The sequence below is a fragment of the Paenibacillus sp. 2TAB26 genome (assembly GCF_052115145.1).
GTDB lineage: Bacteria > Bacillota > Bacilli > Paenibacillales > Paenibacillaceae > Pristimantibacillus.
The window spans coordinates 292,049-311,964 of sequence record NZ_JBFRGC010000001.1 but is presented as its reverse complement, the minus strand read 5'-3'; the positions used below and the strand labels follow the sequence as shown (position 1 = coordinate 311,964).

Below are 19,916 nucleotides of genomic sequence, written 5' to 3'. Positions count from 1 at the left end.
TCCTACACTTTCAAATACTTGCGTATCGAGATCGTGCTGCCCCAAATGCCGATTAATGTTCCGAGTACGATGAGCAGCGTGGCAGTCAGCATTCCTGACTCCTCTACCGTCACGAGCTTAATCATCATGAGCGATAATTCCATTTGTGTAAATTTCACAAGCTGCGAGTAACCTGCAAGCACAGCTACCGTTGTTATCACCGAGCTAATAATTCCAATCAGTGCACCTTCAATGAAAAACGGCCAGCGAATAAAAGAATTCGTCGCGCCAACCAGCTTCATAATGCCAATTTCTCTGCGTCTTGCGATAATGGTCATTTTGATCGTGTTCGAGATCAAGAACATTGCTGTTACGGATAGACCTACAACAACGACGATACCTATGTAACGCAAAGCATTTGTAATTTTGAAAAGAGTCTCCACCGTGCCTTGTCCATATTTGATTTTGGCAATCGGTATAAGCTCATCTGCTTTATTGATCGCATCGATCTGTTTTGCTGCATCCTCGATCGATTGCGGCTCATAAACCTCTACCGTAAATGAATCCGGCAGCGGATTTTTTTCCTTCTCATAACCATCCAGCAAATCCTTGTTCTCATCACCTAGGTTTTTACGAAGCAGCTCTAGTCCCTCTGCTTTAGACACAAATGTTACTTGCTTTACCTCTGTTAAATTGCCGATTTTGTTCTGAAGCTCTGTTATTTTCGCTTTGTCTACATTTAGCTGTAGGAACACACGAATTTGCACTTGACTCTCGATCTGTGCCGCCATGGAATTGACGTTGAGTGCGAGCAATAAAAACACGCCAAGAATGAACAAGGATATAAATATCGAGCTTACTGAAGCAAACGACATCCAGCCATTTCTAATGATGTTTTTGGCGCCTTCTCGCAGATGACGGAGTATAGTTCTAAGCTTCATAGCCGTACTCCCCTCTAGCCTCGTCACGTACGATATTGCCGTTCTCGATTGCAATGACGCGCTTGCGTATGGAGTTAACGATATCTTTATTGTGGGTAGCCATTACGATGGTTGCACCGCGGAAGTTGATTTCCTCAAGCAAGTTCATGATGCCCAGCGACGTTTCCGGGTCCAAGTTGCCTGTGGGCTCGTCCGCTACGATAACAGATGGATTATTTACAATCGCTCGTGCAATCGATACACGCTGCTGCTCACCGCCCGACAACTGTGCCGGCAGGCTTGCATGCTTATGCTTCAGTCCTACGAGCTCAAGCACCTCCATCGTTCGCCTCTTAATGACGCGGGTTGGGGCTTCTATAACCTCCATGGCAAATGCAACGTTTTCAAATACGGTTAATTTGGGTAATAGTCTAAAGTCCTGAAAAATAACGCCAATATTTCGTCGAACAAATGGAATTTTTCGCGGCTTCAACTTTCCTATATTAAATCCATTAACAGAAATCTGTCCTTTTGTCGGTACTTCCTCACGATAGATCAACTTCATAAATGTTGACTTACCTGCACCAGATGGTCCTACTAGATAAACAAACTCGTTGCGATCTATACGAACAGAGACGCCTTTTAACGCATGCGTTCCGTCGGTGTACGTTTTCCATATGTCTTGCATCTCAATCACATTATCACATCCTGTTTATAGTCAGTACTACTATTTCGACAGTTTGTGCTGAATTCCTTCATAAGGAGCTCGCTTTCCTCATTTTTCACAAATCTCATAATCGAAGCAATTGTCGAATCAACCTCCTAATACGTATTAGACAAAATTGCAGAGTAAGCAGCATATACATATAAGACTGCTTTTTTAACATATAAGCATTTATAAGTTTGTTAGCTTATAAAGGGCTTATATTTCTTCGTCAAAACCGCTTCAGCGCCCTGAGGTCGCCGAAGGCGTTTTTGCTTGACACGTAGAAAGGAGTGTTTCGTATCATAAAACGTATCCATATTGGCATTATCATCGCAGCATCGCTGCTTCTTATTGCAGCAGTAGGTTGGGGCTTTATTTGGAATTATGCACAGCAAAAAACAGTTCCTGATGGGGTTGATGCCGGCGGCATCGCTGTTGGCGGCATGCAAGTAACAGATGCCCTTAAGCTGCTTGAGGAATATGAGAGCTCGCTGCAGCAGCGCACCATTACTATTCATGCAGCTGCTAATGCCGGCGACAGCAAGCAGTGGACCGTAAACGAGCTTGGGTATAAAGCGGAATTCAAAACCATTCGCGAGGCATTATTGAAACTGGACGAAGGTGAAATATGGGATCGTGCCGTTTACCGCTATCAGTTCCCCAAACAATATGAGCTCTCGCAAGCTTGGAATTCAGACGCCTTTGATGCCGCACTTCGCAAGCAGTGGAGCTGGATTGAAAATAGTGCTACCAAAAATGCTGTCCGAAGGATCACAGATACCGACCAAGTCATCTACGAACCGCATGTCGATGCTTTTCGCTTGGATACTGGAAAGCTTACCGATCAGGTAAATGATTGGGTTATCATAAAAAGGGAGAATATCGGAGCACCTGTTGAGAAGGCTTTTGAAGCTGAGCTTCCAATTACCGTCATTCATCCGGAAGTGACGCTTGAGAAATTGAAGGATGAAGGCATTGAACGAAAAATCATATCATTTTCCACTGATTTCAGGACGAGCGCAGAAGGACGTGCCCATAACGTGACTGTAACGGCAGAAACGCTCAATGATTGGGTGCTTGCGCCAGATGAAATATTTGATTATGACAAGCTCATTACGAGAGCAGAGGAATTATATGAGTATCGCGAGGCGCCCGTTATTTTGAACGGCAAGCTTGTTCCAGGTATCGGCGGCGGTATTTGCCAAGTCTCAAGTACACTTTATAACGCTATTCTTCGAGCAGGGCTAGAAATTGTTGAACGGCGCAATCACTCTTTGCCGGTTGCTTATTTGCCTATTGGCCAAGATGCTACTTATGCAGGTGGTGCGATTAACTTTCGTTTCAAAAACACAACGGGCAAATATCTCATCATTCGCACCTCAGTAGATGATCGCAAACTGACGATCAAGCTGTTCGGTAAGATGAAAGAAAACGAAAAATATGATATCGAATCGGTAACGCTCAAAACGATTGCCCCTGCCATTCAGGAGAAAACAAATTCTCGCCTATCGCCAGGCCAGAAGGTTACTGTGGAATCAGGAAAACAAGGTTATGTTGTAGAAACATACCGTACGTTTACGCATGACGGCAAGGTTATCTCCCGTGACCGCTTGTCGCGCGATACGTACAAGGCTCAGCCAACCATCATCGAGGTTGGTCCAATGAAAGGCGGCAAGGGGCCGTCGGCAACGCCGACTCCGCCACAGCAAACGACAGAGCCCCTGCTTGAGGACGGCGTTTTTTAGGAGAACGGTGCAAGCAAAGTGCGGGCTGTTAATGAATATAGCAAAAAAAGCAGTTCAGATCGCTGCCTCCAAGGCAACGCTGAACTGCTTTTTATTTTATAAACCTAATTTCGCTAAAGAGCGAAGTCCATTATCTGCTGCGTTCAAGATACTCGGTCACCCAAGCTGCAGTTTGCTCTAGAGCCACCTCTGCGCGACCAATCGCATCTTGCACTTGTGTTTTTGCTGTGCCGCCGTAAACGTTACGAGCATTAACAACCTGTTCTGGTTGAAGCACGGCATAAATGCGATCATCGAACAACGATGAGAACTTTTTGAACTCTTCCAGCTTCAGGTCTAGCAAGTATTTGTTTTGCTCGATGCAATACAATACCGTTTTGCCGATAACCTCATGCGCTTGGCGGAAAGGCAAGCCTTTACCAACAAGGAAGTCTGCAATATCTGTTGCGTTCGAGAAGTCCTGGTTAACAGCTTGACGCATCCGTTCCTTGTTCACCTTCATCGTTGCGATCATTGGAGCGAACAGCTGAAGTGCGCCTTGCAGCGTCTTCACCGTATCGAACATGCCTTCTTTGTCTTCCTGCATGTCTTTGTTGTAAGCAAGAGGCAGTGACTTAAGAACCGTCAACAAGCCAACAAGGTCTCCGTAAACACGTCCCGTTTTACCGCGAACAAGCTCGGGTACGTCTGGGTTTTTCTTTTGCGGCATAATGCTGCTGCCTGTGCAGAATGCATCGTCCAGCTCAACAAAGTGGAATTCCGTGCTCGACCATAGGATGAGCTCCTCGCTAAGGCGCGAAAGATGCATCATGATGATCGATGCGTCCGCAAGAAACTCAACAATGAAGTCACGGTCGCTTACCGCATCCAAGCTGTTCTCATACACGCGGTCAAACTTAAGCTGGCTCGCCACATAATGGCGATCGATTGGGAAGGTTGTCCCTGCCAATGCGCCTGCTCCAAGTGGAAGCACATTGATGCGCTTGTAGCTATCCTGCAAACGCTCAATATCGCGACCAAACATCGATACGTAAGCCATCAAATGATGTGCAAACAGGATCGGCTGCGCACGCTGCAAATGCGTGTATCCAGGTACAATGGTATCAATGTTAGCTTTTGCTTGCTCGATAAGTGCAGATTGAAGCTTATAAAGCATATCCACGAACTCGACAACGCGCTTGCGAAGCCATAAATGCATATCCGTCGCCACTTGATCGTTCCGGCTGCGTCCTGTATGCAGCTTGCCGCCTACAGAACCAACATCGTCGATTAGTGTCTTTTCGATATTCATATGGATATCTTCGTCTCCGATTGAGAACTCGATATCATCACGTTTGATGCGTTGAAGGACGCGGTGCAGCCCGTCCTTAATCTTCTCAACGTCATCCAGCGGAAGAATACCTTGCTTGCCCAGCATCGTTACATGCGCCAGACTGCCTTGAATATCCTCTTCAGCGAGTTCCTTGTCGAACATGATTGATGCTGTGTATTCCTCTACCAATTGGTCCGTTTTTTTTGTAAAACGACCGCCCCATAATTTACTCACTGGTTCGTAACACTCCCTTGTAAACCTTATTTGTTGCTAACTGCCGACGATACTTTTAGACGCAATGCGTTCAGGCGGATGAAGCCAGTCGCATCCCCTTGATCGTATGCTTGTGAAGGATCAGCTTCCATCGTTGCAATATCAGGATTGTACAAGCTTACTGGGCTTTGTACGCCTGCTCCGATAACATTTCCTTTGTACAGCTTCAAGCGAACAACGCCGCTCACATTTTTTTGCGATTCCGTCACAAGTGCTTGCAAAGCAAGACGCTCAGGTGCGAACCAGAAGCCGTTGTATACGAGCTGGCTATATTTTGCAATCAACGAATCACGAAGATGCATAACCTCGCGGTCCATTGTTAATGATTCCATTTTGCGGTGAGCTGTGAACAAAATTGTGCCGCCTGGTGTTTCGTACACGCCGCGGCTCTTCATGCCGACGAAACGGTTCTCAACCATATCAACGCGTCCGATGCCGTGCTTGCCGCCAAGCTCATTCAGCGTATCCATAACTTCTAGCGGGCTAAGCTCTTTGCCGTTAATAGCTGTGCAATTGCCCTCTGCAAAAGTAAGCTCAACATATTCTGCTTTATCCGGCGCGTTCTCAGGAGATACGCTTAGCACATACATGCTTTCGTTATCTTCAGAGCTAGGATCGAACCAAGGATCTTCCAGCATGCCGCTCTCGAAGCTGATATGCAGCAGGTTGCGGTCTGTCGAATAAGGCTTCGCAGCAGACGCTGTAACTGGAATATTGTGTTTCTCTGCATAAGCGATCATTTCCGCACGACCCGGGAATTCTTCACGGAATGCTTCAAGGCGCCATGGCGCGATAACGCCGATCTCAGGAGCAAGTGCAGCAGCAGTCAGCTCAAAACGAACCTGATCGTTGCCTTTGCCTGTAGCGCCGTGTGCGATATAAGCTGCGCCTTCTGCGCGAGCGATGTCAACCATACGCTTAGCGATAAGCGGACGGGCAATGGAAGTACCGAGCAAATATTGACCTTCATAAAGCGTTCCCGCTTGGAACATCGGGTAGATGAAGTCTTTGGCAAATTCATCGCGAAGATCGTCGATGTATACTTTAGAAGCGCCCGTTGCCAGTGCTTTTGCTTCCAAGCCGTCCAGCTCATCCTTTTGACCGATATCTGCTGTAAATGCGATGATTTCTGCGTCATAAGTTTCTTTCAACCATTTGAGGATAACCGAAGTATCCAAGCCTCCGGAGTAGGCGAGTACGATTTTTTCTTTTGCCATAGTATTGTTTTACTTCCCTTCGAATAAATTCATATATTTATAGCTTTTAAGCTAGGACATAATTGCTGCCATAATCGCTTTTTGTGCATGAAGACGGTTCTCTGCCTGGTCGAAAATAATCGAACGATCGCCGTCGATTACGCCCTCGCTCACTTCTTCGCCGCGGTGTGCAGGCAAGCAGTGCATGAAGAGGTAGTCCTTCTTCGCATATTTTGTAATCGCCTCATTAACCTGATACGCCGCAAAAGCAATCTCGCGTTCCTTCTGCTCTGCTTCTTGCCCCATGCTCGCCCACACATCCGTGTACACGATATCAGCGTCAGCAATAGCTTCCTTCGGATCGCGGCAAATGTGAATTTGCGAGCCTGTCTCAGCAGCATGATCCTTCGTTTGCTGAATAATGTCCGCATCCGGCTCGTAACCCTCAGGAGTCGCAACAGACATATGAAGGCCAAGCTTCGCAGCGCCCATCAACAGGGAATGAGTCATATTGTTGCCATCACCAATATAGGCAATTTTCAAGCCTTCCAAACGACCCTTTTGCTCAAGAATGGTTTGGTAATCCGCAAGCGCTTGGCATGGATGTGAAAGATCCGTCAAACCGTTAATGACCGGGATCGTCGCTCCACGAGCAAGCTCAACCACTTTGCGATGCGCAAATGTACGAATCATAATACCATCTAGATAACGGGACAATGTTTGAGCTGTATCCCAGATCGTTTCGCCGCGACCGATTTGCAGGTCATTTCCACTTAGGAATAGACCTTGACCTCCAAGCTGATACATCCCAACTTCGAACGATACGCGCGTACGTGTAGACGATTTTTCAAAGATCATGCCAAGCGTCTTACCTTTTAGAATATGATGAGTTTCGCCTGCTTTTTGTTTTTGCTTCAAATCAATCGCTAGGTCGATCAAGTAACGAATTTCCTCTGGCTTAAAATCAACCAGCATGAGAAAGTCGCGCCCCTTCAAGCTTTGCGCCAAATCCTCGTTTACTATTCCTTGCATGGTAGAGCCCTCCTTCAGCTTAAAACAATGTTCTAGCATTTATGATTTAACGACTGGTCGCTTCGCTTCCAATAGTTCGACTAATAACGCAACAGCAATATCTATTTCTTCATCCGTAACGAGTAAATTAGGCAATAGGCGGATGACATTTGGTCCTGCCGAAATGGCGATTAGACCACGTGTCTGAGCCACGTTCAAAATATCGGCAATCGGCTCTGCGCATGCAATTCCTACTAGCAGGCCCAGTCCGCGAACCTCATGAACAAATTCATTTCCCGCAAGCTTCTCGCGAAGCTGCGAAATGAGATATTCGCCCTTTTGCGCTGCGCGCTCCGATAAATTCTCGCCAACAATTGTCTCAAGAGTTGCCTTTACAACTGCTGTTGCAATCGGCGTTCCGCCGAATGTTGAGCCATGGCTGCCTGCCGTAAAGCCTTCACGAAGCTTTTCCTTTGCTGCCATCGCGCCAACAGGAAACCCGCTTCCAAGACCTTTCGCCATCGTGAAAATATCAGGCTCTATGCCGTAATGCTCATATGCGAACAGCTTGCCTGTACGTCCCATTCCTGTTTGAATCTCATCCACAATAAGAAGGATGCCTTGCTTCTCGCATAACGCAACAAGCGCCTTCATATAGTCTGGATCAACCGGATAAATACCGCCCTCCGCTTGCACCATTTCCAGCATGACTGCTGCAGTCTGATCAGATACAGCCGCTTCAAGCGCAGCGAAATCGTTCAGCGGGATGGTTTTGAAGCCAGCCGGCAGCGGCGCAAAACCTTCCTTCACCTTATCCTGGCCAGTTGCCGTAAGCGTAGCTAGCGTACGTCCATGAAATGATTGCTCAAAAGTAATGATTTCGAACCGACCATTGTTCAGTACCTTTTGATTGTAACGGCGTGCAAGCTTGATAGCCGCTTCATTCGCTTCAGCGCCCGAGTTGCAGAAAAAAACAGCATCCGCGCAGCTATTGTCGGTAATGAGCTTGCCTGCATCTGCTTGGTTCGGAATATGGAACAGATTTGATACATGCCACAATTCATCGAGCTGCTTAACAAGCGCCGCTTTGATTTGTTTAGGAGCATGCCCTAGATTTGTAACGGCAATACCGCTCATAAAATCAAGATATTTATTTCCTTTATCATCCCATAACCAGCTGCCTTCACCTTTTACCAATGCCATTGGATATCTTGCATAGGTTGGAAAAAGAGATTGGTCAGCTGCAGCTGTTGCATTCGTTTCACTCATCGACCTTACACCCGCCCTTCATGGATTTGAACAATTCGTGTACCGACGCCGCCTTCGCGTACCGCTCTCGTCAGCACCCCTGGCTCCTCGCCGCTTACGATCACAACTTCACGCACACGTCCTTGAATGCACTGAATGGCTGCACGAACTTTTGGAATCATGCCGCCGTAAATCTCACCGCTCGTTATCATCTCTTCGATCTCAGCAACGGAGACAACAGGAAGCACCTGCTTCTGTCCATCTACTGTTTTGAGAATGCCTGGCACATCCGTTACAACGATCATTCGCTCTACTCCGAGATGGGACGCAACAGCGCCTGCAGCCGTATCCGCATTAATGTTGTAACGCTGCCCTTGATCATCAATACCGATAGGTGCAATAACCGGAATGTAACCCATGCCCATAACACCTTCAATAATCTCAGCATTTACATCGGTTACGTCGCCAACAAAACCAATCTCGGCAGCATTCGCAACTGGCTGCGCTTGAATGAGCTTGCCGTCCACCCCGGATAGTCCGAGTGCCTTCGCGCCGTTGATTTGAATTTTCCGCACAATTTCTTTATTGATACGTCCTGCTAGCACCATCTCAACGACGTCAAGTACAGCATCGTTCGTTACACGCAGACCATTAACAAATCCCGTCTCGATTCCCAGCTTGCCAAGCGTTTCCGATATTGCTGGGCCACCGCCGTGTACGATGACCGGAAGAACGCCAGAGAGCTGAAGCTCCCGCAACTCGTCAAAAAAGCTGTTAGGAAGCGCCGCTAGCGTACTGCCTCCGCATTTCATTACAAATCGTTGCTCCGTCACTGTTCCATACCCTCCAAGCATCTACTTTGCTTATGTCCGATATGCCGCATTAATGCGAACATAGTCATAGGTCAAATCGCAGCCCCATGCAGTTGCCGTTCCTTCGCCATTATGTAAGTCAACGCGAATAACAACGGTATCGCCTTTCAAATATTCCAAGGCAACCTCTTCATCAAATACAACAGGACGGGATTGCTCAAGCGTCAAAATATCGCCAAGTCGAATGTCCACTGTCTCCGGATTAACCGGCTGGCCTGCACGGCCTACTGCTGCAATAATACGTCCCCAGTTCGCGTCCGCTCCAAACACGGCCGATTTCACAAGTGACGATCCAATAACCGTCTTTGCAATCGCTTGTGCTGAATCGTCGCTTACTGCACCGTTCACCTGCACCTCAACGAGCTTAGTTGCGCCTTCGCCATCACGGGCGATCGCTTTGGCAAGCACCTCACATACATGACGGATAGCCGCTACAAAAGCTGCCCAGCCTTCGTGAGCTTCTGTCAGCTCCGAGTTGCCAGCAAGTCCACTCGCCATAGCAACCAGCATATCGTTTGTGCTTGTATCTCCATCAACGGTAATCATATTGAAAGTCAGATCCGTCGCAAGGCGCAGCACCTTCTGAAGCGCTTCGCTTCCAATGGCTGCATCTGTCGTTACGAATCCAAGCATCGTCGCCATATTCGGATGAATCATGCCGGATCCTTTGGCTGCACCTGAGACATATACACGTTTGCCGTCTAGTTCAAGCTCGACGCATACCATCTTTTGAACCAAATCTGTCGTTAAAATCGCTTGGCAAAAATCATCCGCGCCTGTACGATTTCCATCCAGCTTAGCAGGCAGGCCATCGATGCCTGCGCGTACTTTGTCCATTTTCAAAAGCTCGCCAATAACGCCTGTAGATGCTACGGCTACCTGTTCAGAAGATACGCCGATTGATTCCGCAAATCTAGAGCGCATTTCGTATGCGTCCGCTTCGCCTTGCTTGCCTGTGCACGCATTCGCATTGCCGCTATTTACAAGCACAGCACGCAGGACGCCGCCAGCGCCGATACTCTCACGAGTTACTTGAAGCGGAGCGGCTTGAAATACATTCGTTGTATATACGCCCGCTGCTGCTGCTGGAACCTCGCATACGATTGCGCCAAGATCGTAACGCGTCGTTTTTTTGAGACCACAGTGCAATCCACCTGCTTTGAAGCCTTGAGGCGTTGTTATCGAGCCGTCAGCGACGACCGAGAACAAGGCTGTTTTATCCTGTCCCATCGTAAAATCGTATCTCCTTCACCTGTATGAGTATGGTTATATGATCAGTAGGAATGTCTTCGTTATTAATTAAGGATAAACGGGAACGAATTGCAAGCCGAGCGTCTCGTCCCATCCCATCATCAGGTTCAAGTTTTGAATCGCTTGACCCGCAGCGCCTTTAACCAGGTTGTCGATAACAGAAACGATAGTTACACGATTCGTACGCTCATCGACGGCAAAGCCGATATCGCAATAGTTGGAGCCCCAAACTTCCTTAGTAGACGGCCATTGTCCTTCTGGACGAATACGTACAAACTTACGTCCTTCATAGTAGGAGCGGTAGAGATCAATAAAATCGCTAGTGCTCCGCTCGCCTTGAACGACAGCATACATCGTAGACATAATGCCGCGCGTCATTGGTACGAGATGTGTTGTAAAGGTAGTCACGACCGGCTTATTAGCCGTATGAGATAAAACCATTTCAATTTCTGGAATATGTTGATGCTGATTTAGCTTATATGCTCTTAAATTTTCATTAAGTTCTGAATAATGAGTGCCTAGCGACGCACCGCGGCCAGCACCAGAAACGCCTGACTTGGCATCAATAATGATGGTAGACGGGTCAATCCAGCCTTCTTTGACAGCTGGGAGAAGCCCTAACAGCGTCGCAGTTGGGTAACAACCTGGATTAGAAATAAATGGAGCATCCTTCACTTGGTCGCCGTATATTTCAGCAAGGCCAAACACGGCTTGCTTCAAGTAAGCCTCATCCGCTGCAGGCTTCTTATACCAATGCTCATATAATGCTGGTGATTTCAAACGGAAATCTCCTGATAGATCAATAATTTTCAAACCAACTTCAAGCAAAGCTGGAACCAGCTTAGCTGCTACGCCAGCAGGTGTAGCTAGAAATACAACATCTGCCTTTGCTTTAATCGCAGCAGGATCGACATCATCAAGAAGCTCTTCGCTAATGCCGATGAGGTGTGGATATCCTTCTGTTATTGACGTACCTGCGCTGGATGACGAAATGACCGATGTCACCTCTGCCAGCGGATGGGATGCGAGCAATCGAATGAGTTCTACACCGCCATAGCCAGTTGAACCGATAATCGCTATTTTCACCTTTATGCTCATGTTAATCTCTCCCCGAAACTAGATGCTGCAAGCTATCTTTTCCCCTGCTATGCAGCTTCATCTATTGCTCTTTCCGCACGCGGAAAGGATGTTTTCTTCCACAACTTATAATTGTACAACATTCGGAAGTTGATGGAAATACGCACATTGTTTCGTATTATTATACATTCGAATTCATATTAATACAACGAACAAATGATGATAATTTTGCTCAATTTATAAATTGTCCGAGAGATGGATTCAATACAACAAGAACAAATGTTCTCATTTCATTTTAGCACAAAAAACTCGTTAATGGTATCGTTTGGATATTATTTTGTTAGCTGTCCAGCTTAAAGCCCTGACCAATTACCTCTGCTGTATTGCTAATTATCACAAAGCTGCCAGGATCAATAGACTTCACAATTTGCTTTAGCTTCGGCACCTCATTCTGACCGACTACTACCATTAATACCGTTCGCCCTACGCCAGTATATCCGCCATGACCATCAAGCCGCGTCAAACCACGATCCAAATCATTAAGAATCGCTTCGGCAACATCATCCGAATGGTCGCTGATTATAAAAGCTACCTTAGATAGCTGCAATCCGCTTTGTACAAAATCAATCGTCTTGCTTGTCACGAATAAACCAATCAAAGCGTATAGCGCAACCTCAGGAGAAATGATTATTCCAGCCGCAATAATGACGCAGCCGTCGAAACAAACGATCGCTAAGCTAAGCGGAAGGCCTGTGTAGCGATGTAAAATTTGAGCAGCTAAATCCAAACCGCCTGTCGAAGCCCCTCCTCGGAAAACAAGGCCAAGCCCCAGACCAACCCCGATACCGCCATAAATAGCCGCAAGCAGCGGATTGTCCGTAGGTGATGGCCAGCCATTTGACAGCAGCACAAATAGAGGCAAAATAATCGATCCTAGCGCTGTTTTTGCGCCAAACCGTTTGCCCAGCAGCCACAAACCCGCGATAAATAGCGGAATATTAATCGCCCATTGCGTGACAGCAGGAGTAATGCCTGCTGCTCTTTGGACGAGAATAGATATACCCGATACGCCTCCAGAAGCAATTCCATTAGGTACCATGAACATATTGAAGCTAATCGCTACGATAGCTGAACCAATCAGAAGCTGAACAATATTCCATACGGATTGGGTTCGCGGACTATAACTGCGTCCACCTTTTCTCCGCTTCGCCGTGCTTTCTTTCATCCCTTTTTATCTCCTCGCAAGCCGATTATCGCAAAAAGAAGAGTTCCACACGTTTACCGTGTTGGAACTCTTCACTGAAGCTATCCATTTGTATATGGTCGCAAATTACTCGTGACGAATCTGATGACGCAAATATCCATCGATAAAAGGGTCGATGTCGCCATCCATAACCGCGCCGACATTACCTGTCTCTACAGAAGTACGGTGATCCTTCACCATGCTATAGGGATGGAAAACATAAGAACGGATTTGGCTTCCCCACGCGATTTCCGATTGATCACCGCGTATATCCGCCAAATGCTTCCTCTGCTCCTCGATCTTCCGATCATAGAGCTTAGAGCGAAGCATCTTCATCGCACGTTCCCGGTTCTGAATTTGTGAACGCTCCTGCTGGCAAGCAACCACAATGCCTGAAGGGATGTGGGTAATACGTATAGCCGACTCCGTCTTATTAACGTGCTGTCCGCCTGCTCCACTCGCGCGGTACGTATCCACCTTCAGATCTTCGGTTCGGATTTCGATCTCAATGCTGTCATCGATTTCTGGGACTACATCACAGGAAGCAAACGACGTGTGACGACGACCCGCAGAATCAAACGGAGAAATGCGAACCAAACGGTGTACGCCTTTCTCTGCCTTCAAATACCCATAAGCATTAAAGCCCTTCACCAAAATGGTGACACTTTTAATACCGGCCTCATCACCGGGCAAATAATCAAGAAGCTCAACCTTGAAGCCGCTCTTCTCCGCCCAGCGCGTGTACATCCTATAAAGCATTAAACCCCAGTCCTGAGACTCCGTACCGCCAGCGCCAGGATGAAGCTCAAGAATCGCATTAAGCTTATCGTAAGGCTGATTTAGCAGCAGTTGAAGCTCAAACTCGCTAATCTTGCGCATGAGCTTCTCCACGCCGCTCACAACGTCTGATGCAAGCGACTCATCGCCTTCATCTTCCGCCAGCTCCAGCATCATCTGAAGATCTTCCTGCTCGCTGTTCATCCCGTCGTAATGATCCACAACTGACTTCACCGCATTAAGCTCAGAAATAACGCTTTGCGCTTTGTCATTATCATCCCAAAAATCAGGGAAAGTCATCTTCTCCTCGAAATTAGCAATCATTTCTTGCTTAAGATCTAAGTCAAAGGGACCCCCTAAGCTCTTGGAGCCGCTTGGCCATTTCACGCAGGTCTTGTTTAACCGTTATGTCTATCATAGCTTTCGCTTCACCTCAAAATAATGGTTCATTCTTTATTTTATGCCATGCTGTTTGATGCCGTTCCTTACTTGCCGTGGCACTGCTTGTATTTCTTGCCGCTGCCGCAAGGACATGCATCATTACGACCTACACGGTCCTCACGTTTAGCAGGGCGCTTCTCCATCGCTTCTCCGCCGCCGCTTGTTGTAGTCGTTTGGCCTTGAGCTACTTCTTGACGCTCCAGGTTGCTCTCTACGCGTGCCTTCATAATGTATCTTGCAACTTCCTCGTGGATGCTCTCGATCATTTCCTTGAACATCTCGAAGCCTTCAAATTGATATTCACGAAGCGGATCCGTACCGCCGTATGCACGCAGGTGGATACCTTGACGGAGCTGATCCATCGCATCGATGTGATCCATCCATTTGCTATCTACCGCACGAAGCACAACGACCTTCTCGAATTCGCGCATCGTTTCTTCCCCAAGCTCTGCTTCACGCTCATCATAGGAAGCAACGACTTCAGCATAAATGTAGTCGATGATTTCTTCCTTCTCTTTGCCCCAAATCTCTTCCTTGGTCAAAGATCCTTCTTGCAGGAAGTTCGCTTGCGCATAATCAACGATTGCTTGAAGATCCCACTCCTCCGGAATGTCCTCCGAACAGTGAGCTTCAACAATACGTTCGATGACAGGCTTAAGCATTTCCATAACTTCTTGGCGGATGTTCTCCGAACCAAGAATATCACGGCGCTGCTTATAGATAACCTCACGCTGCTGGTTCATGACATCATCGTATTGTAGAACAACTTTCCGGATGTCAAAGTTATTGCCCTCAACGCGTTTCTGCGCAGATTCAATCGCTCTAGAAATCATCCGGCTCTCAATCGGTTGATCCTCATCCAGTCCTAGCTTATCCATCATACCCATAATGTTTTCAGAACCGAAGCGGCGCATCAGCTCATCCTCAAGCGATAGATAAAACTGTGATGAACCTGGATCGCCTTGACGTCCAGCACGACCACGCAGTTGGTTATCGATCCGACGGCTTTCATGGCGCTCTGTACCAATGATATGCAAGCCGCCTAGTTCAGCAACCTCATCACCTAGCAAAATATCGGTACCACGACCAGCCATGTTCGTTGCAATCGTTACGGAGCCCGCTTGACCAGCGCGCGAAATAATTTCTGCCTCTTCCGCATGGAACTTCGCGTTGAGCACTTTGTGCGTAACGCCTCTGCGCTTCAGCATATCTGATAATTTCTCCGAGTTCTCGATAGAAATTGTACCTACGAGCACTGGTTGATTTTTACTGTGGCGTTCTACGATCTCTTCTACGACCGCTTTGAATTTACCGAGTTCGGATTTGTAGACAACATCTGCAATATCCTTACGGATCATGGAACGGTTAGTAGGCACTTGAATAACGTCGAGTCCATAAATACGCTTGAACTCTTCTTCCTCTGTCTTCGCAGTACCCGTCATACCAGCAAGTTTGCGATACATACGGAAGTAGTTTTGGAAAGTAATTGTCGCAAGCGTCATGCTCTCGTTCTGAACCTTCAGATCTTCCTTCGCTTCAATCGCTTGGTGAAGACCATCGCTATAACGACGTCCAGACATTAGACGACCAGTAAATTCATCAACGATGACAACTTCTTCTTCTTCCACAACATAATCCACATCGCGCTTCATAATGAAGTTCGCTTTCAGCGCTTGCTGTACGTGGTGGTTGAGCGTTACATTCGCATGATCGAAAAGGTTCTCGATTTGGAATGCCTTCTCCGTCTTCTCAACGCCTGCCTCAGTCAGCATAACGCTGCGAAGCTTAATATCGATCGTGAAATCCTCTTCAGGCTTCAAACGGCCAATAAAGCGGTCTGCGGCGAAGTAGAGCTCTGTTGATTTAGCAGCCTGTCCAGAAATAATAAGCGGAGTCCGCGCTTCATCGACAAGAATGGAATCCACTTCATCGATAATGGAGAAATAAAGAGGACGCTGAACCATTTGTTCTTTGTATAGCACCATGTTGTCACGCAGATAATCAAAACCAAATTCATTATTTGTACCATACGTAATATCGCATGCATATGCTTCTTGCTTCTCGTCATGCGACAAGCCGTGAAGATTACATCCGACAGTCATGCCTAGGAAGCCATAGAGCTGTCCCATAAGCTCGCTATCACGTTGCGCTAGATAATTATTGACCGTGATAACATGTACGCCTTTGCCAAGCAATGCGTTCAAATAAACCGGAAGCGTTGCAACGAGCGTTTTACCTTCACCCGTTCTCATCTCAGCAATTTTACCTTCATGAAGAACGATACCGCCGAGCAGTTGCACATCAAAGTGACGCATGCCAAGCGTACGCTTGGATGCTTCTCTAACTGTTGCAAAAGCTTCAGGCAATATTTTATCTAATGACTCGCCTTTTTCAATTCTTGCTTTGAATTCCTCAGTTTTCGCGCGAAGCGCATCGTCAGATAAAGCAGTGAATTTTGACTCAATCGCATTTATTTCATCTACCGTCCGTTGGATCCGCTTTACCTCGCGCTCGTTATGGTCACCAAATATCTTTTTCACTAATCCGAGCATGGAATTCCCCTTTCGTAGTAACGCCTCTTTGCATTAAATTGTATCAGTTTGTCGACACCGCCGCAACGAGGATGATTGTAAAAGAAAAAGCCTCTCTCCATAAAGGAGAAAAGGCTCTTCAATGTTGTGTATAATGATGGCTAGCCTTGCTCAATTAAACCGTATTTCCCGTCGCTTCGTTTGTACACAACACTGACCTCTTTGTTGTCCACATTCGAGAAGACGAAGAAATTATGTCCGACCATATTCATTTGCAAAATCGCTTCTTCCACATCCATTGGCTTAAGTGCAAAACGCTTAGTACGAACGAGCTCTAGATCATCCTCTTCTTCCAGAACGCCCACCGCGGAGCCTTCTTCTTTAAATAGAGCGCGTACACCGCTGCTTTGACGGAACTTACGATTTACTTTAGTTTTATGTTTACGTATTTGTCGTTCGAGTTTGTCCGCAACCAGATCAATCGATGCGTACATATCCTCGCTTTTCTCCTCGGCTCTTAGCATGACACCGGTGAGCGGTATGGTCACCTCAACTGCATGTTTCCCTTTGGTGACGGATAGTGTTACGTTAATTTCGGAGGTGATTGGTGCTTCAAAATATTTGTCCAATCGGCTGAGTTTCTTTTCGACGTAGTCTCTCAATGCGTCTGTCACTTGAAAGTGTTGACCTCGAATGTTGTAGTTCATGGGGAACTCCTCCTTTACATAGTCTTATTATAGCATATGTAGGCGTTCAAATCAAAATAGTTTTTTATCAATTTAGAATATTCAGACAAATACAACTATAGAACTACTAGACTTGTCACAACTTAGTCACGGACACCTATTTCACTTCAGACAACAAAAAAAAGCCCCGGTTTCCCGGAGCTTGGTGTAAGTTACTTGTTTAATGATCCAAATTATAGGTTGGCTGGATCAGCCGGATAATTACAGTTTAACTACGTTAGCTGCTTGTGGACCACGAGCGCCTTCAACAATATCGAATTCGACGGATTGGCCTTCTTCAAGAGTTTTGAAACCTTCAGTTTGGATAGCGGAGAAATGAACAAATACGTCGCCGCCTTGCTCAGTCTCGATAAATCCATAACCTTTTTCTGCGTTAAACCATTTAACTTTACCTTGCATGTGCAAACATTCCCTTCATCTTCAAATACTGTGAGGCATCGCTTTGTATAACCCACAATTTGACTATAACACCCACTTTATTGAATTGTCAAACAATTTATTGTAAGCGGATACACGAAGATCTAATCGCACTACTCACACTTATCGGATGGTGTCGATTTCTAGTTATTATGCCCTAGAAAGGTGAGCGTCACACGAATCTTAAATCTGCTGCATCTACTCAAACAAATATTTTAAATAGCATTAAGCGTGTAGTCTGTTTTCCTTAGCTAGTTACAAACAAATTAATTAACCTTTGTTTCTTTATTTATGTTGAGGAAACACAAAGAAGACGGGTGATTGTAATGCCCGACTTCTTATGTATATTGTCACTACTAAATTTAGAGAAAAGCGATACGATTTTGTTGAAGGAGCAGGAATTCGTGACTGAATTGTGGGATATGTCCGAATACGTGTTAAGTTGCTCAGATCATGAACACAAAAACATTTGTTATATGGTAGGGCTATATCGACGTTTAATGGGTGATATAGGGTGTGATAATATGGTGCAGTTCTTTCTTCCACGCTAAAAAATAGGGTATAACTTGTTGCGATAACTGGTTATCCAACAAATCCCAGTCTTCTTTGTTGAAATGTACAACAGTCATTGAAAGAGCGTTTTTGAACTGCTCATTAACTGAGCGCAGGTTATTTTCACCTAAGAATCTGGAAAACGTATCTATTTGTAAATTTATAGCTGTGTGTGCATCTAGTATATCCTTCATAACTCCAAAAGTTTCATTATAATCTCTGTCCRCTATCTTGGTAACGATAAAGTTAAAACCTTCATCTATTGACTCGCAAACATCCAATAATTTGCTCATTATCTGATATGAATTTATTAAATTATATTCTGTTTTTATGTTATCTGTTATAGTGACGTTCATTGTAAAGTCGTTTTTGAAATTAAAAACATAATTTTTGATACCGCAATTTAATGAGTTGACTTCATTATTACTAAATTCATTTCCACTCGTTTCTTTCACCAATCCGTATTCCTTGTCTTGTTCAGCCACATGATCAAACAGTTTTCGAAGGGAGGCATCCATTGCGTGTGCATATGTTTTAAAAAGCGCACCATCAAGGTCATTCATTCCGACTCGTTTATAGTAGGTAGAATTATAATTAATCAACAGCGCAGTCACTTTATCTTTGTCTTCCACGGAAGCTATTTGATCCTCTTCGCAATGAAAAATATAATATCGTGTATCCGATTTAACCCTATGCTCTCTAACTAACAGATTACGAATCTGCTTATGAGAATCGCCAAAATAGTAGGGTGATGTCTCATCCATGATCGTCCAAGGATTGTTATATGCGAATGGCACAGTATAAAGTTTGTTACGGAGATTAACAGTAACAGCTAAATCAGTTTCTAATATTTCTCTACCTACAATATATTTCATTTCGGATCGTGAAAATCCAGAGTTGTCAATGATGACTGAAAATGTATGGGGTGCAAATTTGCCACAAAGCATAGCTATATATCCGCCGTATGAAGAACCGTAGGCAATTATTTTTTTCTTATTTACCGCAGGGTAATTTTTGAGAACTTCACCTAGCACAGTTAGGTTATCGAGAGCAGGTAAAAATCCAAAGGACTGATACTCTTGTCGTCCCGTGATCTTTAAAGCTTGACATTGATGATCTAATTTGGATATCCCTTTGCTTTCTAACAGTTCTCCTACCTTCGTATAAAAATCGTTATCAGAAGAAATGTTATGCCAATAAGTACTTGGAACTCCATAGACCGTTTCCATATTATGAATGAAGTGGTCGTCCAATTTCGTCTCGGTTCCTCGGTATATACCAAAATAATTCAAGGAGACCACTATACAATTATATTTTTCAGCAAGGTATGGATTTAATTTTTCTATTTGATAACTTGAATTAGCAAGTCCACCAAACCCTGGGATAGTTAGTATCAATCCAGTTTCTTCAGTTACACCGGCATCCGGTAACGTGACATAATAGTCCAGTTCTTCTCTTTCAAAACCTAATTCAATATCTGCATGAGGTTTAATTTTATAATCTAAAGTTCCCAAAGTCTATTCCTCCGAATCTATGTTGTTAACGTATTCGTTAATTGATAAGAAGAGTTGTAACATTATGATAATTATCGGAAAAGCAATGCTCAATGATTAATTCTT

16 protein-coding genes are annotated in these 19,916 nt (G+C 45.5%); 1 reads left to right on the top strand and 15 read right to left on the bottom strand.

The genetic code is table 11. From position 1 onward, the window contains the following. Positions 1-2: 2 nt before the first annotated feature. Together ftsX and ftsE are read right to left on the bottom strand one after the other, a co-directional pair. The gene (gene ftsX / locus AB4Z50_RS01350) at positions 3-920 is read right to left on the bottom strand and encodes a permease-like cell division protein FtsX (RefSeq protein ID WP_076266166.1); all 918 of its coding nucleotides are present in this window, start codon (positions 918-920) and stop codon (positions 3-5) included. After that, positions 910-1,596 (bottom strand): cell division ATP-binding protein FtsE, encoded by a 687-nt coding sequence (gene ftsE, locus AB4Z50_RS01345; RefSeq protein ID WP_076266167.1) that lies wholly within the window; start codon positions 1,594-1,596, stop codon positions 910-912. The genes ftsX and ftsE overlap by 11 nt, the downstream gene beginning before the upstream one ends. A gap of 299 nt (positions 1,597-1,895) precedes the next feature. Between ftsE and AB4Z50_RS01340 the strand changes: the two genes are divergently transcribed. Further along, a complete protein-coding gene (locus tag AB4Z50_RS01340; protein ID WP_441874797.1) occupies positions 1,896-3,350 on the top strand; it encodes a VanW family protein in 1,455 nt (484 codons plus the stop codon). Positions 3,351-3,480: 130 nt separating this feature from the next. Here AB4Z50_RS01340 and argH read toward each other — a convergent pair whose 3' ends face one another. The 13 genes from argH to AB4Z50_RS01275 all read right to left on the bottom strand — a co-directional run bounded on the left by argH (position 3,481) and on the right by AB4Z50_RS01275 (position 19,811). After that, entirely contained in the window at positions 3,481-4,896 is a 1,416-nt protein-coding gene (gene argH, locus AB4Z50_RS01335; RefSeq protein WP_441874795.1) for an argininosuccinate lyase, read from the bottom strand. A gap of 26 nt (positions 4,897-4,922) precedes the next feature. After that, the gene (locus AB4Z50_RS01330; protein ID WP_441874793.1) at positions 4,923-6,152 is read right to left on the bottom strand and encodes an argininosuccinate synthase; all 1,230 of its coding nucleotides are present in this window, start codon (positions 6,150-6,152) and stop codon (positions 4,923-4,925) included. A gap of 51 nt (positions 6,153-6,203) precedes the next feature. Then, the gene (gene argF, locus AB4Z50_RS01325) at positions 6,204-7,163 is read right to left on the bottom strand and encodes an ornithine carbamoyltransferase (protein ID WP_339205333.1); all 960 of its coding nucleotides are present in this window, start codon (positions 7,161-7,163) and stop codon (positions 6,204-6,206) included. A 39-nt stretch (positions 7,164-7,202) separates the two neighbouring features. Next, positions 7,203-8,411, bottom strand: a complete 1,209-nt coding sequence (locus AB4Z50_RS01320) for an acetylornithine transaminase (RefSeq protein ID WP_441874791.1) — start codon at positions 8,409-8,411, stop codon at positions 7,203-7,205. Between the two features lie 5 nt (positions 8,412-8,416). After that, positions 8,417-9,244, bottom strand: coding sequence for an acetylglutamate kinase (gene argB / locus AB4Z50_RS01315; protein ID WP_076266172.1), 828 nt, complete (start codon positions 9,242-9,244; stop codon positions 8,417-8,419). Between the two features lie 9 nt (positions 9,245-9,253). Beyond that, on the bottom strand, positions 9,254-10,492 hold the full coding sequence (gene argJ, locus AB4Z50_RS01310) for a bifunctional ornithine acetyltransferase/N-acetylglutamate synthase (protein WP_441874788.1): 1,239 nt from the start codon (positions 10,490-10,492) through the stop codon (positions 9,254-9,256). A 69-nt stretch (positions 10,493-10,561) separates the two neighbouring features. Further along, positions 10,562-11,611: an N-acetyl-gamma-glutamyl-phosphate reductase gene (gene argC / locus AB4Z50_RS01305; RefSeq protein WP_441874786.1), complete on the bottom strand. Its 1,050-nt coding sequence runs from the start codon at positions 11,609-11,611 to the stop codon at positions 10,562-10,564. 319 nt (positions 11,612-11,930) lie between these two features. Continuing rightward, a complete protein-coding gene (locus tag AB4Z50_RS01300) occupies positions 11,931-12,815 on the bottom strand; it encodes a YitT family protein (protein WP_076266175.1) in 885 nt (294 codons plus the stop codon). 105 nt (positions 12,816-12,920) lie between these two features. Next, positions 12,921-14,028 (bottom strand): peptide chain release factor 2 gene (prfB, locus tag AB4Z50_RS01295; protein WP_441874784.1). Its coding sequence is split into 2 segments (ribosomal slippage): positions 12,921-13,955 and positions 13,957-14,028, totalling 1,107 coding nucleotides; the frame shifts between segments, so codons are not numbered across the junction. A gap of 67 nt (positions 14,029-14,095) precedes the next feature. Next, positions 14,096-16,603, bottom strand: a complete 2,508-nt coding sequence (secA, locus tag AB4Z50_RS01290; RefSeq protein ID WP_076266177.1) for a preprotein translocase subunit SecA — start codon at positions 16,601-16,603, stop codon at positions 14,096-14,098. Between the two features lie 140 nt (positions 16,604-16,743). Continuing rightward, the gene (hpf, locus tag AB4Z50_RS01285; protein WP_441874782.1) at positions 16,744-17,289 is read right to left on the bottom strand and encodes a ribosome hibernation-promoting factor, HPF/YfiA family; all 546 of its coding nucleotides are present in this window, start codon (positions 17,287-17,289) and stop codon (positions 16,744-16,746) included. Between the two features lie 240 nt (positions 17,290-17,529). After that, a complete protein-coding gene (locus AB4Z50_RS01280) occupies positions 17,530-17,727 on the bottom strand; it encodes a cold-shock protein (RefSeq protein ID WP_028608231.1) in 198 nt (65 codons plus the stop codon). Between the two features lie 515 nt (positions 17,728-18,242). Further along, the gene (locus AB4Z50_RS01275) at positions 18,243-19,811 is read right to left on the bottom strand and encodes a DUF2920 family protein (protein ID WP_441874779.1); all 1,569 of its coding nucleotides are present in this window, start codon (positions 19,809-19,811) and stop codon (positions 18,243-18,245) included. Positions 19,812-19,916 lie beyond the last annotated feature (105 nt).